At 55.2% G+C, this 15,589-nt stretch carries 14 protein-coding genes; 10 read left to right on the top strand and 4 right to left on the bottom strand.

Annotation, left to right across the window (positions count from 1 at the left end):
• Positions 1 to 138: 138 nt before the first annotated feature.
• A complete protein-coding gene (gene sodA, locus GBC03_05470; GenBank protein ID QFS69695.1) occupies positions 139 to 759 on the bottom strand; it encodes a superoxide dismutase [Mn] in 621 nt (206 codons plus the stop codon).
• A 286-nt stretch (positions 760 to 1,045) separates the two neighbouring features.
• Here sodA and rhaT point away from each other — a divergent pair, with 286 nt between their 5' ends.
• Positions 1,046 to 2,080, top strand: coding sequence for an L-rhamnose/proton symporter RhaT (rhaT, locus tag GBC03_05465; protein ID QFS69694.1), 1,035 nt, complete (start codon positions 1,046 to 1,048; stop codon positions 2,078 to 2,080).
• Here the strand turns inward: rhaT and rhaR are convergent.
• Both rhaR and GBC03_05455 read right to left on the bottom strand, forming a co-directional pair.
• Positions 2,077 to 2,925, bottom strand: a complete 849-nt coding sequence (gene rhaR, locus GBC03_05460; GenBank protein ID QFS69693.1) for an HTH-type transcriptional activator RhaR — start codon at positions 2,923 to 2,925, stop codon at positions 2,077 to 2,079. The genes rhaT and rhaR overlap by 4 nt on opposite strands.
• 154 nt (positions 2,926 to 3,079) lie before the next feature.
• Positions 3,080 to 3,916, bottom strand: coding sequence for an HTH-type transcriptional activator RhaS (locus GBC03_05455; protein ID QFS69692.1), 837 nt, complete (start codon positions 3,914 to 3,916; stop codon positions 3,080 to 3,082).
• Positions 3,917 to 4,216: 300 nt separating this feature from the next.
• Here GBC03_05455 and rhaB point away from each other — a divergent pair, with 300 nt between their 5' ends.
• From rhaB to rhaM, 9 genes are all read left to right on the top strand, one after another.
• Positions 4,217 to 5,686 (top strand): rhamnulokinase, encoded by a 1,470-nt coding sequence (rhaB, locus tag GBC03_05450; GenBank protein QFS69691.1) that lies wholly within the window; start codon positions 4,217 to 4,219, stop codon positions 5,684 to 5,686.
• Positions 5,683 to 6,942 (top strand): L-rhamnose isomerase, encoded by a 1,260-nt coding sequence (gene rhaA, locus GBC03_05445; protein QFS69690.1) that lies wholly within the window; start codon positions 5,683 to 5,685, stop codon positions 6,940 to 6,942. Before rhaB ends, rhaA begins: the two co-directional genes overlap by 4 nt.
• A gap of 110 nt (positions 6,943 to 7,052) precedes the next feature.
• The gene (gene rhaD / locus GBC03_05440) at positions 7,053 to 7,880 is read left to right on the top strand and encodes a rhamnulose-1-phosphate aldolase (protein QFS69689.1); all 828 of its coding nucleotides are present in this window, start codon (positions 7,053 to 7,055) and stop codon (positions 7,878 to 7,880) included.
• Positions 7,881 to 7,979: 99 nt separating this feature from the next.
• Positions 7,980 to 8,966 (top strand): rhamnose ABC transporter substrate-binding protein, encoded by a 987-nt coding sequence (gene rhaS, locus GBC03_05435; GenBank protein QFS69688.1) that lies wholly within the window; start codon positions 7,980 to 7,982, stop codon positions 8,964 to 8,966.
• 119 nt (positions 8,967 to 9,085) lie between these two features.
• The gene (locus GBC03_05430) at positions 9,086 to 10,591 is read left to right on the top strand and encodes an ATP-binding cassette domain-containing protein (GenBank protein ID QFS69687.1); all 1,506 of its coding nucleotides are present in this window, start codon (positions 9,086 to 9,088) and stop codon (positions 10,589 to 10,591) included.
• A complete protein-coding gene (locus tag GBC03_05425) occupies positions 10,591 to 11,595 on the top strand; it encodes an ABC transporter permease (protein ID QFS69686.1) in 1,005 nt (334 codons plus the stop codon). Before GBC03_05430 ends, GBC03_05425 begins: the two co-directional genes overlap by 1 nt.
• Positions 11,592 to 12,596: an ABC transporter permease gene (locus tag GBC03_05420; GenBank protein ID QFS69685.1), complete on the top strand. Its 1,005-nt coding sequence runs from the start codon at positions 11,592 to 11,594 to the stop codon at positions 12,594 to 12,596. Before GBC03_05425 ends, GBC03_05420 begins: the two co-directional genes overlap by 4 nt.
• 60 nt (positions 12,597 to 12,656) lie before the next feature.
• Entirely contained in the window at positions 12,657 to 13,805 is a 1,149-nt protein-coding gene (fucO, locus tag GBC03_05415; GenBank protein ID QFS69684.1) for a lactaldehyde reductase, read from the top strand.
• The gene (rhaM, locus tag GBC03_05410) at positions 13,802 to 14,116 is read left to right on the top strand and encodes an L-rhamnose mutarotase (protein ID QFS69683.1); all 315 of its coding nucleotides are present in this window, start codon (positions 13,802 to 13,804) and stop codon (positions 14,114 to 14,116) included. The genes fucO and rhaM overlap by 4 nt, the downstream gene beginning before the upstream one ends.
• 42 nt (positions 14,117 to 14,158) lie before the next feature.
• On the opposite strand, the gene GBC03_05405 is transcribed toward rhaM, so the two are convergent.
• Positions 14,159 to 15,550, bottom strand: coding sequence for a porin (locus GBC03_05405; GenBank protein ID QFS69682.1), 1,392 nt, complete (start codon positions 15,548 to 15,550; stop codon positions 14,159 to 14,161).
• Positions 15,551 to 15,589 lie beyond the last annotated feature (39 nt).

Raw genomic sequence — 15,589 nt, 5'->3', positions numbered from 1 at the left:
AAAAGTGATCCCAACCACATAACAAAACAATGTTTCATTTTTTGTGGATCGCTGTTTTTGATTTGATTTTGATCACAAAAAAACCCCACCGGCCGCGCCGACGGGGTCATACAAACGCTACGTCTTGTTAAATAAGACTTATTTTTTCGCCGCGAAACGCGCAGCCGCTTCGTCCCAGTTCACCACGTTCCAGAACTCTTTGATGTAGTCCGGGCGACGGTTCTGGAATTTCAGGTAGTAAGCGTGTTCCCACACGTCCAGACCCACAATCGGGAAGCCGGAAGCGCCAGAAATCGCTTCACCCATCAGCGGGGAATCCTGGTTTGCGGTAGAAACGACCGCCAGTTTATCGCCTTTCAGCACCAGCCAGGCCCAGCCAGAACCGAAACGGGTTGCAGCAGCTTTTTCAAACTCTGCTTTGAAGTTATCAACGGAGCCGAAATCACGTTCGATAGCCGCTTTCAGATCGCCCTGCAGGGTCGTGCCCTTTTTCAGGCCTTTCCAGAACAGGCTGTGGTTAGCGTGACCGCCCGCGTTGTTACGCAGAACGGTTTTTTTGTCGGCCGGTACCTGATCCAGTTTAGCGATCAGCTCTTCCGCAGACAGGTTAGCGAATTCAGGAAGACTTTCCAGCGCCGCGTTGGCGTTGTTTACATAGGTCTGGTGGTGTTTGGTATGGTGGATTTCCATCGTCTGCTTATCGAAGTGCGGTTCCAGCGCATCATAAGCGTACGGCAGGGATGGCAGTGTATAACTCATATTCATCTCCATTATTGTCGAGCGGCCGGGTGTTAACGCCGCGTAAGCAGTTGGTTCATTATAGTTAATTAAATGATATTGAAAATGATTATCAATGCCGTACTTTTTATAAGGTTATTACCTTTACGTCTATTGTTGATTATGTGAGCCATATCACCCACTTAACCGGGCCTTTGCCAGAAAGGAAAAATCGCGGCAATCGGCAAAAGGTTATACATCTGCGCAATTTTTAAACTCATGACGTCGGAAGGGTAGAAACGACGATAAAAACAATGAGGATGATGTAATGAGTAACGCGATTACGATGGGTATTTTTTGGCATTTGATAGGCGCGGCCAGTGCAGCCTGTTTCTATGCCCCGTTCAAACAAGTGAAACAGTGGTCATGGGAAACCATGTGGTCGGTCGGCGGGATTGTCTCCTGGCTGATTCTTCCCTGGACCATCAGCGCCATGCTGCTGCCCAACTTCTGGGCCTACTACAGTTCTTTCAACCTCTCCACTCTGCTTCCGGTGTTCCTGTTCGGCGCAATGTGGGGCATTGGTAATATCAACTACGGCCTGACCATGCGCTACCTCGGCATGTCGATGGGGATTGGCATTGCCATTGGCATCACGCTGATTGTCGGTACGCTGATGACCCCTATCATCAACGGCAACTTTGATGTGCTGATTAACACCGAAGGCGGGCGGATGACCCTGCTCGGGGTACTGGTTGCGCTGATTGGCGTCGGGATTGTCACCCGTGCGGGCCAGCTCAAAGAGCGCAAAATGGGCATCAAAGCCGAAGATTTCAACCTGAAAAAAGGGCTACTGCTGGCGGTGATGTGCGGGATTTTCTCCGCAGGCATGTCGTTTGCGATGAACGCCGCGAAGCCGATGCATGAAGCAGCCGCGGCGCTGGGTGTAGACCCGCTGTATGTCGCGCTGCCAAGCTACGTGGTGATCATGGGCGGCGGCGCGCTGGTCAACCTGGGCTTCTGTTTTGTTCGTCTGGCAAAAGTGAAGAACCTGTCGGTAAAAGCCGACTTCTCGCTGGCAAAATCGCTTATCATCACCAACGTGCTGCTGTCCGCGCTGGGTGGCCTGATGTGGTATCTGCAATTCTTCTTCTACGCCTGGGGCCACGCGCGCATTCCGGCGCAATATGACTACATCAGTTGGATGCTGCACATGAGTTTCTACGTGCTGTGCGGTGGTATCGTCGGTCTGGTGCTGAAAGAGTGGAACAACGCCGGGCGTCGTCCCGTCAGCGTACTGAGTCTGGGATGCGTAGTGATCATCATCGCCGCCAACATTGTCGGTCTGGGCATGGCAAGCTAATCACTTGAGTTACTGAGATGACGCCACTGACTGGGCGTCATCCCGGTTTCCCGCGTGAACACCACAGAAAAGTAGTTACTGTCCTCAAATCCACACTTCATCGAAATTTCACCGATCATCAGACGGCTGTGCTGAAGAAGATATTGCGCATGGCAGACGCGAACCTGACGCTGATACTGGTTAATCGTCATCCCGGTCTGACTACGAAACTGCTGACGCAGCACGCGTTCGCTGCACGCCTCCCGGCAGCAAAAGGTATCCAGCGCAAACGGACGTTCCAGACTGGCGGCCAGCGCGGTAATCAGTTTATCCAGCAGCGTTTCGCTGGAGGTCGCTGGCAGCGTGTCGGTGGCATAGCGATGGCGCTTCAGCGTCATTACCAGCTGGCCAAAGAGCAGCTCTGCCATCTCGTTAGCGAGCGGATCGTGCTGGTTACTTTCATGCTCAATCTGGCTTATCACCTGGCGCGCCTGCGTCATTCCAGCACTGCCCAGCCGCCAGTGCGGCTGCCGCGGCGTGCCGTTAAATCCGGGAATCGCCCCCTCCCAGCCCAGGTTCAGCTTTAGCCGCTCCGGGCAATAGATGATGTTTTGCAACACGAGGTCATTAACGGAGGTATAGGAGTGCTTGTCTTCGGCACGAATATAAAACAGATCGCCACGGGTGATGCGATAGGGACGGTCGTTCAGCACATGCAGACCATTGCCTCGCCAGACAATCACCAGCTCACAGAAATCATGCGTATGTTCGGCAAACACATCCTGCGGATAGCGATCGGCAACGGCGACGGCCTGCCCGGCATTCGCAAAGAAGTCGTCTTTTAGAAGAATCAGTTGATTCGCCACCAGAATATTCCTTGCCGGATGGCGGCTTCGCCTTATCCGGCCTACAAATTACGTGAACACGTAGGCCGGATAAGACGCCACCGCGTCGCCATCCGGCATCACAGATCGATGATTATCAGCAATTTGGCGGCGAAAAACGTTGATAGTATTCGCGTTACTGAAGTAACGCATCCCGTCCCTGGCGGATGTCGCGCGGCGACCAGTCAAATTCACGGCGAAACAGGGTCGAAAAGTGGTTACTGTCGCCGAAACCGCAGCGATAGGCGATCTCCGTGACGCTTTCATCGCTATGACGTAACAGATGGCGGGCCTTGATTAAACGCAGACGGTTGAGATAGCGCTGCGGCGTCAATCCGGTCTGTTGCTTCAACTGGCGATGCAATGTGCGCAGGGACAGCGAGAACCTACCGGCCAGCGCCTCCCAGCACACTTCTTCCGCAAAATGATCTTCCAGCCAGGCCATCAGATGATTCAGCCGTGCATCGTTATTTTCCGCCCCTTCCATCAGGCTACTTTTGCGTAGCAGCACCAGCAACTGCATAAACAGAATTTCACGATTGGCCACGCCGGGGAGATCGCTCTCATCGCCATCCTGTTCCATTTTTGCCACCAGTTGACGCACCTGTTGCAGCGCACCCTGATTTACCCGCCAGTGGGAGGGATACACGCCATCCTGTTCCTGCGGCAGCAGTTGATCCAGTCCGGCCAGGAAGCGGAACGCATCGGGCGAGCGGTAGAGCACATTGGTCAGGCAAAGATTGTCCGTATGTTCATACAAGTGCCGGTCATGGTCGCGGACAAAGCAAACCGTACCGCCGCTGATGGTATAGGGCTGCCCATTGAACACATGAATACCGGTGCCATGTTCCACAATCACAATTTCATGAAAATCATGATGATGCTCTGGAAAAGCAGGCTGCGGTAGCCGGGGCTCGATGGCCACGGGCGCTTTACCTGATGGAAAAAAATCCACGCTGTGCAGTACGGTCATGATGGCATCCGGGTCAAATGAACATGTCAGAAATAGTAATTAAGGGTTAGCCACCTCACCTTAAATTTTTGACACGAAACCGTGCAAACAGGGTCAATTTTTCAAGAAAAGACGGGAAAGATCCGGAAATGCGGACGGCGTCACATCAGGGGATATCGCGCTTATTACCGGAAACTGTGAACGTTATCACGTTCACCTTTGCTTTCTTGCCAGCGGCCAATTTTGCCTGTCAGTAACAAGAAGGTGAGCCATGACGAGGTTTTCTAGACTGGGCTTAATGAAACTCAGAAGGACCTCACTATGACTTTTCGCCATTGTGTCGCTGTCGATCTTGGCGCCTCCAGCGGACGCGTAATGCTGGCGCGCTATGACAGTGAACATCGCACCCTGACGCTGCGTGAAATTCACCGCTTCGTTAACTGCCTGCAAAAGCAGGACGGTTTCGACACCTGGGATCTCGACAGCCTCGAAGACGCCATCCGCCTGGGTCTGGAAAAAGTCTGCGATGAAGGTATCCGCATTGACAGTATCGGTATTGATACCTGGGGCGTGGACTATGTCCTGCTCGATAAACAAGGTCAACGTGTCGGACTACCGGTTTCCTACCGTGACAGCCGCACCACGGGAGTGATGCAGCGCGCGCAGGAACAGCTCGGTAAATGCGCGATTTATCAACGCAGCGGGATCCAGTTCCTGCCCTTCAACACGCTTTACCAACTGCGCGCACAGGTCGAACAACAGCCGGAGCAGGTTGCGCAGGTCGCGCACGCCCTGCTGATTCCCGACTACTTCAGCTTTCGTCTGACCGGGGAATTGAACTGGGAATACACCAACGCCACCACCACTCAACTGGTGAATATCAACAGCGACGACTGGGATGAAACGCTGCTGGCGTGGACGGGGGCGGACAACGCCTGGTTTGGCCGCCCCACGCATCCGGGCAACGTGATTGGTTACTGGATTTGCCCACAGAAAAATCAAATCCCGGTGGTGGCCGTCGCCAGTCATGACACCGCCAGCGCGGTAATCGCCTCGCCGCTGGCCGATAAACACAGCGCGTATCTCTCATCCGGCACCTGGTCGTTAATGGGCTTTGAAAGCAGAACGCCTTACACCAACGACGCCGCACTGGCAGCGAACATCACTAACGAAGGCGGCGCGGAAGGGCGTTATCGGGTACTGAAAAATATCATGGGACTGTGGCTGTTACAGCGTGTGCTGAAAGAGCGTCAGGTGGACGACCTGTCCGCGTTAATTGCCGCCACGCGGTCATTGCCCGTTTGTCGTTTCCTGATCAACCCGAATGACGATCGCTTTATCAACCCCGCCAACATGAGTGCCGAAATTCAGGCCGCCTGCCGCGAGTCCGGGCAGCCGGTGCCCGACAGCGATGCGGAACTGGCCCGCTGTATTTTCGACAGCCTGGCGCTGCTGTACGCCGATGTGTTGCAGGAACTGGCGACGCTGCGCGGCGAGTCTTTCAGCCAGTTGCATATTGTTGGCGGTGGCTGCCAGAACGTCTTGCTGAACCAGCTTTGCGCCGATGCTTGCGGTATCCGCGTCATCGCCGGCCCTGTTGAAGCCTCCACGCTCGGCAACATTGGTATCCAGTTGATGACGCTGGATGAACTGAGCAACGTCGATGACTTCCGCCAGGTGGTCACCGCCAACGACAACCTGACCACTTTTACCCCCAATCCTGATAGTGAGATTGCCCGCTATATCGCGCAATTTCATTCAAAACGACAGACAAAGGAGCTTTGCGCATGACCACTCAACTGGAACAAGCCTGGGAACTGGCGAAACAACGCTTCGCCGCAGTAGGTATTGATGTCGAGGAGGCTTTGCGCCAGCTCGATCGTCTGCCGGTCTCGATGCACTGCTGGCAGGGCGATGACGTAGCCGGTTTCGAAAACCCGGAAGGGTCGCTAACCGGCGGTATTCAGGCCACCGGCAACTATCCGGGTAAAGCGCGCAATGCCCGTGAGCTACGCGCCGATCTGGAACAGGCGATCAGCCTGATCCCAGGTCCCAAACGACTGAATCTGCATGCTATCTATCTGGAATCGGATACCCCGGTCGCCCGCGACAATATCAAACCGGAGCACTTTAAAAACTGGGTGGAGTGGGCAAAAGCGCATCAACTCGGTCTGGATTTCAATCCGTCCTGCTTTTCGCATCCGCTGAGCGCAGATGGCTTCACGCTGGCGCACGCCGATGACAACATCCGCCAGTTCTGGATCGACCACTGCAAGGCCAGCCGCCGCGTATCCGCTTACTTTGGTGAACAACTGGGTACGCCGTCGGTGATGAATATCTGGATCCCGGACGGCATGAAAGATGTCACTGTGGACCGTCTGGCCCCGCGTCAGCGCCTGATGGAGGCGCTGGATGAGGTCATCAGTGAAAAACTGAATCCGGCGCACCATATCGACGCCGTCGAAAGCAAACTCTTTGGTATCGGCGCGGAAAGCTACACCGTCGGCTCCAACGAGTTCTACATGGGATACGCCACCAGTCGCCAGACCGCGCTGTGTCTCGATGCCGGCCACTTCCATCCCACTGAAGTGATCTCCGACAAGATCTCCGCTGCCATGCTGTACGTGCCTCGTCTGCTGCTGCACGTGAGCCGCCCGGTGCGTTGGGACAGCGACCACGTGGTGCTGCTGGATGATGAAACCCAGGCGATTGCCAGCGAGATCGTACGCCACAACCTGTTCGACCGCGTCCACATCGGTCTCGACTTCTTCGACGCTTCCATCAACCGCATCGCGGCATGGGTCATCGGCACCCGCAACATGAAAAAAGCGCTGCTGCGCGCCCTGCTGGAACCGACCGAACATCTGCGTCAACTGGAAGCCAGCGGTGATTACACCGCGCGTCTGGCACTGCTGGAAGAGCAGAAATGTCTGCCGTGGCAGGCGGTATGGGAGATGTATTGCCAGCGCCATGACACGCCAACCGGTAGCCAGTGGCTGGAGAGCGTTCGCACCTATGAGAAAGAGATTTTGAGCAAACGCGGTTAACGCATCATTGCCGGATGGCGCTGCGCTTATCCGGCCTACTGGCACTCTCAACATCGTAGGCCCGATAAGCGCAGCGCCATCGGGCATTTACTAAGACAGGTACATCTTTTATGCAAAATATTCTCGACGCCTGGTTTGTTCAGGGAATGATTAAAGCCACTTCCGATGCCTGGCTGAAAGGTTGGGATGAGCGCAACGGCGGCAACCTGACGCTGCGTCTCGACGACGCGGACCTCTCCCCCTTCAGCGCCGACTTCCATCGTGCGCCGCGCTACATTGCCCTGAGCCAGCCAATGCCGCTGCTGGCGAACACGCCGTTTATCGTAACCGGCTCCGGTAAATTCTTCCGCAACGTACAGCTCGATCCCGCCGCCAATTTAGGCATCGTGAAAGTGGACAGCGACGGGGCGGGCTACCACATTCTATGGGGGCTGACGAACGAAGCGGTTCCCACCTCTGAGCTACCGGCACACTTCTTGTCACACTGCGAGCGCATCCAGACCACTCAAGGTAAAGATCGCGTGATCATGCACTGCCACGCCACCAACCTGATCGCCCTGACCTATGTGCTGGAAAACAGCACCGCGCTTTTCACCCGCAAACTGTGGGAAGGCAGTACCGAGTGTCTGGTGGTCTTCCCGGATGGCGTGGGCATTCTGCCGTGGATGGTGCCGGGCACCGACGAGATAGGTCAGGCTACCGCGCAAGAAATGCAGAAACATTCGCTGGTGCTGTGGCCATTCCACGGCGTATTCGGCAGCGGCCCGACGCTGGATGAAGCGTTTGGGCTGATCGATACCGCCGAGAAGTCCGCTGAAGTGTTAGTCAAAGTGCTGTCGATGGGCGGTATGAAGCAAACCATCAGCCGCGAGGACCTGATTGCGCTGGGTAAACGCTTTGGCGTCACCCCGCTCGCCAGTGCATTAGAACTGTATTGATAACAACATCGCGCCCCGCTCACTGAGACGGGGCGAACTCTGTCACCTGCAAATCCAAACCATTCCCTATGGGAATCAACATTATGTGGAGTAAAAGCAATGAAAATAAAGACAAGCTTGATCCTCACCGTTGCCATTCTGGCGTTGTCCGGTTCCGCTTTAGCTGAAGTGAAAATCGCCCTGGTGGCGAAATCGTTAGGTAATGGATTCTTCGAAGCCGCAAACGTCGGCGCCCAGGAAGCCGCCAAAGAGATCGGTGATGTCAACGTGATCTACACCGGTCCCACCACGACCACCGCAGAAGCCCAGATCGAAGTTCTGAACGGCTTGATCGCCCAGGGTGTTGATGCGATCGCCATCTCCGCCAACGATCCCGATGCCGTCGTGCCCGTATTGAAAAAAGCGATGCAGCGCGGGATCAAAGTGGTCTCATGGGATTCCGGCGTGGCGCCTGCGGGTCGGCAGATCCACCTTAATCCGTCGAATAATGCGCTGATCGGCGAAACCAACGTCAAGCTCGCCGCCGATGCGCTGAAGGCGCTGAACGTGGAGAAAGGGGATGTGGCGATCCTGAGCGCCACGCCAACGTCGACCAACCAGAATATCTGGATTGCGGAGATGAAAAAGGTGCTTGCGCAGTATCCGTCCATCAACCTGGTGACCGTGGCCTATGGCGACGATCTCTCTGACAAGAGCTACCGTGAAGCGGTGGGGCTGCTCAAATCTTACCCTGACCTGAAAGTGATCGTCTCCCCTTCTTCCGTCGGCATTGTCGCCGCGGCACAGGCGGTGAAGGATCAGGGCAAAATTGGCAAAGTGTACGTGACCGGCCTTGGCTTGCCGTCTGAAATGGCGGGGGCGGTGAAGTCGGGCGCGTCGAAAAGTTTTGCGATCTGGAACCCTATCGATCTGGGCTATGCGGCAACATATCTGGCGGTCGATCTGGTCAAAGGCACCGCCAGCAAAACCGAAGCCAATATGGGGAGACTGGGCAAAGTGCAGTTGGATGCCGACGGCAATGGCGCGATGGCTAAGCCATTCGTCTACGATGCCAGCAACATAGATAAGTTCTCAAAAATCTTCTGATCCCAGGGTCACGCCGCCGGATGACGTTGTGCTTATCCGGCCGGCGAGTACCGATACGTTTTGTAGGCCGGATAAGCGTTAGCGCCATCCGGCAACGCTACATGAAGAGGAGAACTGACATGTCCACCCCTTTACTACAACTTCATGGGATCACCAAGATATTCCCCGGCGTGCGCGCCCTTGAGAACGTGCAACTCGATCTCTGGCCTGGCAAAGTGACCGCGCTGGTGGGCGAAAATGGCGCGGGGAAATCCACGCTGGTCAAAGTGATGACCGGTATCTATCAGCCAGAAGAGGGGGAAATCCTCTACAAAGCTATTCCTGTTCGGCTCCCGAATCCGGAAGCGGCGCATAAAGTCGGCATCACCGCGATTCATCAGGAAACGGTGCTGTTCGATGAGCTGTCAGTGACCGAGAATATTTTTGTCGGCCAGTACCTGTATAAAGGTCTTCTCAAAAAGCTCGACTGGCCAGAAATGCACCGTCGGGCACTGGCAATTCTCACCCGGCTTGAGGTGCAGATCGATCCGCACGCCACGCTGAAAACCCTGAGTATCGCGCAGCGCCATATGGTGGCCATTGCCCGTGCGCTCTCCTTTGAGGCCCAGGTGGTGATTCTCGATGAGCCAACCGCAGCGCTGTCACAGCACGAAATTCTGGAGTTTTATCAAATCGTTGAGCGCCTGAAGCAGGAAGGCAAAGCGATTCTGTTTATCTCTCACAAGTTTGATGAAATCTTTGAGCTGGCAGACTACTACACCATTCTGCGCGACGGCGCGTTTGTCAGTTCCGGCGACATCCATGAGATTAGCGAAGAGCGGATGGTCGCCATGATGGTGGGACGCGCCATTACCCAAACCTTCCCGAAAGTGGCCAGTGAGAAAGGCGAGACGGTGCTGGAGGTGAAAGATCTCTGTCATCCCACCGAATTTGCTCACATTGATTTCACCCTGAGAAAAGGGGAGATCCTCGGCTTCTACGGACTGGTGGGCGCGGGGCGTACCGAACTGATGCAGGCGCTGTCCGGCGTTTCCCGGCCTTCTCACGGTGAGATCCGCCTCAACGGGCGGGCCATTCATTTTCATCAGCCCGCCGATGCAATTCGCGCCGGTATTGTCTGCGTGCCGGAAGAGCGGCAAAAACAGGGGGCAATCATTGAAATGAGTATCGCCGAGAACATCAGCCTGCCGCAGTTGAGTAAGCTGAATCCGCGCGGCGTGCTCAATGCGGCGCGGGAGTGGCAACTGGCTGACAGCTACGCCAAACGCCTGCAGGTCAAAGCCTTTAGCTGGCGTCAGGCGGTCGAAACGCTCTCTGGCGGCAATCAGCAAAAGGTGGTCATTGGCAAATGGCTCGCCACCCATCCTGAAGTGATTATTCTCGACGAACCGACCAAAGGCATTGATATCGGTTCGAAGGCGGCAGTGCACCAGTTTATGTCCGAACTGGTGGCGCAAGGTCTGGCGGTGATCATGGTTTCCTCAGAACTCCCGGAAGTGATGGGCATGGCAGACAGAATTATTGTCATGCACGAAGGGCTGATGGTCGCGCAATACCGCGCCGGTGAAGCCACGGCGGAGGCCATTGTCAGCGCCGCCAGCGGCATCGCTAAGGAGGCAGCATAATGATTCAGCGTCTGCTTAAACATCGCGAAGCCCTGCTGGCGGCGGTCATCCTCCTGATGATCGCCGCCATCGGCAGTCGCGTCCCGTCGTTTGTCTCCCCCGGCAACCTGGCCGAAATCTTCAATGACACCGCCATTCTTATCATCCTGGCGCTCGGGCAAATGATGGTGCTGCTAACCAAAGGTATCGATCTGTCGATGGCCGCCAATCTGGCGCTCACCGGGATGATCGTCGCCCTGCTCAACTTCCAGCATCCTGAGATCCCCGTCTGGGCGTTGATGTTACTGGCAACCGCCTGTGGCCTGGTGATGGGGATGATCAACGGTCTGCTGGTCTGGAAATTAGGTATTCCGGCAATTGTGGTCACGCTCGGCACCATGAGTATTTATCGCGGCATTATCTTTTTGCTGTCGAACGGTGGCTGGATTAACTCGCATCAGATGAGCGACAGCTTCCTCGCCCTTCCCCGTTTCGTCCTGCTTGGCCTGCCGGTGCTGAGCTGGTGTGCTATCGCCGCCGTTATCGTGGTGAGCTACTTCCTGCGCTACAGCCGCACTGGGCGGGCGCTTTACACCGCAGGCGGTAACGCCACCGCAGCGTACTACACCGGGATCAACGCCGGGAAAATGCAGTTCGTCAGCTTCTGCCTGTCGGGTGCCCTCGCCGGTTTCTGCGGCTACCTGTGGATTTCCCGATTCGCTGTTGCCTATGTCGATGTAGCTAACGGTTTTGAGTTACAGGTTGTGGCAGCCTGTGTGATTGGGGGGATCAGTACGATGGGAGGGATCGGTCGCGTTCTCGGCTGCCTGTGTGGCGCGTTGTTCCTCGGCGTGATCAATAACGCTTTGCCCGTCATTGGCATCTCACCTTTCTGGCAGATGGCCATTTCCGGCGCGGTGATCGTGATTGCCGTTCTGCTTAATGAACGCAGCAATAAACAGAAAGGCCGTTTAATTCTGCGCAACGCGGCACTGGCACGGCAAAAACAGGCGGTGAACTCATGAGTAAAGTGATGACGTCTGAAGCGATCGAACGCGCCCCCGATACGCGTGCGGTCTGGCAACGCCTGTTGTGCTGGGAAGGTTTTCTGCTTACCGTCACCCTGGCGGTATTTATCGTCAATGCGCTGGCCTCGCCGTACTTCCTTAATATCTGGAATCTCTCCGACGCGACGTTCAACTTCACCGAAAAAGCGATCATCGTGCTGCCGATGGCGATGCTGATTATCGCCAGGGAGATCGATCTCTCGGTGGCCTCGACCCTGGCGCTCAGTTCGACAGCCATGGGATTCTGCGCGGCGGCGGGGATGGATACGCCCCTGCTGGTCTGTGTCGGACTGGGAACCGGACTCTTGTGCGGGCTGCTGAACGGCATCCTGGTCACGCGGTTCAACCTCTCGTCCATTGTGATAACCATCGGCACCATGAGCTTGTATCGCGGCATAACCTACATTTTGCTCGGCGATCAGGCGCTGAATGCCTGGCCGGAGAGCTTTGCGTGGTTTGGTCAGGGCTATGTCTGGGGGGCGCTGTCGTTCGAGTTCGCGCTGTTTATCGTGCTGGCGATAGCGTTCACCTTCCTGCTGCACAAAACAAACTTTGGTCGCCGCACCTACGCCATCGGCAATAACCCGGTGGGCGCGTGGTATTCCGGCATTAACGTCAAACGCCACAACCTGATTTTATTCGCCCTGGTCGGACTCATGGCGGGACTGGCCGCCGTGTTGCTCACCTCCCGACTTGGCAGTACGCGTCCCACCATCGCGATGGGCTGGGAGTTGGCGGTGGTAACGATGGCGGTGCTGGGCGGCGTCAATATTCTCGGCGGCTCCGGCAGTATGACCGGCGTCATCATCGCGGCCTTCCTGATGGGGCTGGTGACCTTCGGTCTGAGTCTGCTCAACGTGCCGGGCATCGTCATGTCGATCATTATCGGCGCGATGCTGATTGTGGTTATCTCGCTGCCCATCCTGACGCGCCGGGTTATGCAACGACGACGAATCTGAATCCCCCCGGCGACATGGAGTTTTGCCGCCGGAAATATCATCACTTTAAGGAGAAAAAACATGAGCTTTATGCTGGCACTTCCAAAAATCAGTCTGCATGGCGCGGGCGCGATTGGCGATATGGTGAACCTCGTTGCGAATAAGCAATGGGGCAAAGCGCTGATCGTCACCGACGGTCAACTGGTTAAGCTGGGCCTGCTCGACAGCCTGTTTACGGCGCTGGATGAGCACAAAATGTCGTACCACCTGTTCGATGAAGTGTTCCCGAACCCGACCGAAGCGCTGGTACAAAAAGGTTACGCGGCCTATCAGGGTGCGAACTGTGATTACATCATCGCCTTTGGCGGCGGCAGCCCGATCGATACCGCCAAAGCCGTGAAAATACTCACCGCAAACCCTGGCCCCTCCACCGCCTATTCCGGCGTAGGTAAAGTGAAAAACCCCGGCGTGCCGCTGGTTGCTATCAATACCACCGCTGGGACAGCCGCCGAAATGACCAGTAACGCGGTCATTATCGACTCCGGACGCCAGGTGAAAGAGGTCATCATCGATCCGAACATCATCCCGGACATCGCCGTGGACGATGCCAGCGTGATGCTGGAAATCCCGGCCTCCGTAACGGCGGCAACCGGCATGGATGCGCTGACTCACGCGGTGGAAGCGTATGTTTCTGTCGGCGCGCACCCGCTAACCGACGCCAATGCGCTGGAGGCGATTCGCCTGATCAACCTGTGGTTGCCAAAAGCGGTTGATGATGGTCACAACCTGGAAGCGCGCGAGCAGATGGCATTTGGTCAGTATCTGGCGGGTATGGCGTTTAACAGCGCCGGTCTGGGACTGGTTCACGCTCTGGCGCACCAGCCGGGTGCCACGCATAACCTGCCGCACGGCGTTTGTAACGCTATCCTGCTGCCGATTATCGAAAACTTTAACCGTCCGAACGCGGTAGCGCGTTTTGCCCGTATCGCGCAGGCGATGGGTGTTGATACCCGTGGTATGAGCGATGAAGCCGCGAGTCAGGAAGCAATCAACGCCATCCGCGCGCTGAGCAAACGCGTCGGCATTCCGACAGGTTTCAGCCAGCTCGGCGTCACTAAAGAGGATATCGAAGGCTGGCTGGACAAAGCGCTGGCAGACCCTTGCGCACCGTGCAACCCGCGTACCGCCAGCCGTGACGATGTGCGCGAGCTGTACCTGGAGGCGTTATGATCCGCAAAGCGTTCGTGATGCAGGTGAATGCCGACGCGCACGAGGAATATCAGCGTCGTCATAATCCCATCTGGCCAGAGCTGGAAGCGGTGCTGAAGGCTCACGGCGCGCATCATTACGCGATTTATCTCGATAAAGACCGCAATCTGCTGTTCGCAACCGTCGAGATTGAGTCCGAAGAACGCTGGAACGCCGTTGCCAGCACCGACGTTTGTCAGCGCTGGTGGAAGCATATGCGTGACGTCATGCCCGCAAACCCGGATAACAGCCCGGTGAGCGCGGAGCTGAAAGACGTGTTTTATCTGGAGTAACCGATGAGCCCGGTAGGCATCAGCGCTACCGGGCCCTTTCGTTTAGAAATAATATTTAAAGCGGACGCGCCCACCATAGCGACTGTCAGAATCGTCACCGTTCACGTTATCCCCGTCGCTATCCAGAATCGAATAATATGCACCAAGGTAAATATTGAAGTTTTGCATATTCATCACATTAGCGAACTGATACGACGCGTGAATAGTATGAATGTCATAGGTGCCTTCATTGTTAATCCAGCAGCCGTCATCACACACTACCCCTTCAAAATCATCAATCTTGTTATGCGCGTAGATATAGCCCAGCTCAAAACGCTTCCACAGCGCGTTCACCCCGGTAGTAAAGTCGTTTTCGTTGTTGGCATCCAGATACGCGGTATTCAGGTTTACCACGATGCCATTCTCCGGATCGGTCTTTAAACCATTCCACGTCATTGTCATACCGTAACCGGTACGATCGGACTGATCGACAAATTTACCGTTTGAATTAGTGTAACCATAAGCGTTATTGACGACGTTCGATTCCATCGCGGCAGCAACTGAGAACGCATCCTGTGACCACGAAATAACCGGACGCAAATAGGCAACGCTCCTCTGTTGTTCCATTGCCCGACCGTGGAATTCGTCATCGTTATAAAGTGAGGTCCCCTCTTCCAGCAGAGTGTTTAACTCAAAGTACCAGTTATCCACCTGCTTGCTGACGAGGAAGTTGCCGCCGGCATCAGAACGACCACGGCCTTCTTTCATCATGTAAATATAGCCGCTGCCGTCGTCATACAGATCGTTGGCGGTATTCCCCGAGTGCTCAATAAACGTATCCTGATTAAGAGGGAACATATCGTAGGCTTCGAAGCGCCCGACCTTCACCTTCCAGTCATTCTCTTTACCAAAGAAGAAGACGGCATCATCAATATTCACCATGCCCTTCATATCACCCAACGGTTGAGCGGAGAATCCGGCGTAATAGCCATTATCTAACTTACGCGTGCCGTCAAAGCCCAGTAAAATTCGGCCATTAATATTCCACTGTTCGTTAGTCGGATCGTTATTAACATTGGCATTGGTCATTGCCAGCAGGCCATGATTACTTTCCGCATCCATGTTGAATTCTACGTCACCGTAGATTTTCAGATCGCCATAACCGGACAGCAGCAGATTCGGCGTCGCGGCATTCTTTTTCGTCTCCTCCGCAGAGGTCTGACCGTTTACGGGCGTATTGCCCTGTGCCGCTTTAATCTCACGTATTTCAGTTGCCTGCTGGGTCTGTAATTGCTGAACCTGATTTTCCGCCTTCGCCGCCCGGTTTTCTGCCGCTTCCAGTCGCGCTTCCAGCTGTTCGAGTCGTTGTTCCAGTGTCATTTTTTGCGTTTTAGCAAAACTATTATTAGCAACTAATAATAGACCTATTGCTAAAGCCAGCGTCGATTCCTTCATTTATTCGCGTTCCTTTAAATAAATAATGAACAGCGTATT

Source organism: Citrobacter telavivensis (assembly GCA_009363175.1).
GTDB classification, from domain to species: Bacteria; Pseudomonadota; Gammaproteobacteria; order Enterobacterales; family Enterobacteriaceae; genus Citrobacter_A; species Citrobacter_A telavivensis.
The sequence above is the reverse complement of the archived record's forward strand: the minus strand, read 5'-3'. Positions and strand labels throughout refer to the sequence as shown.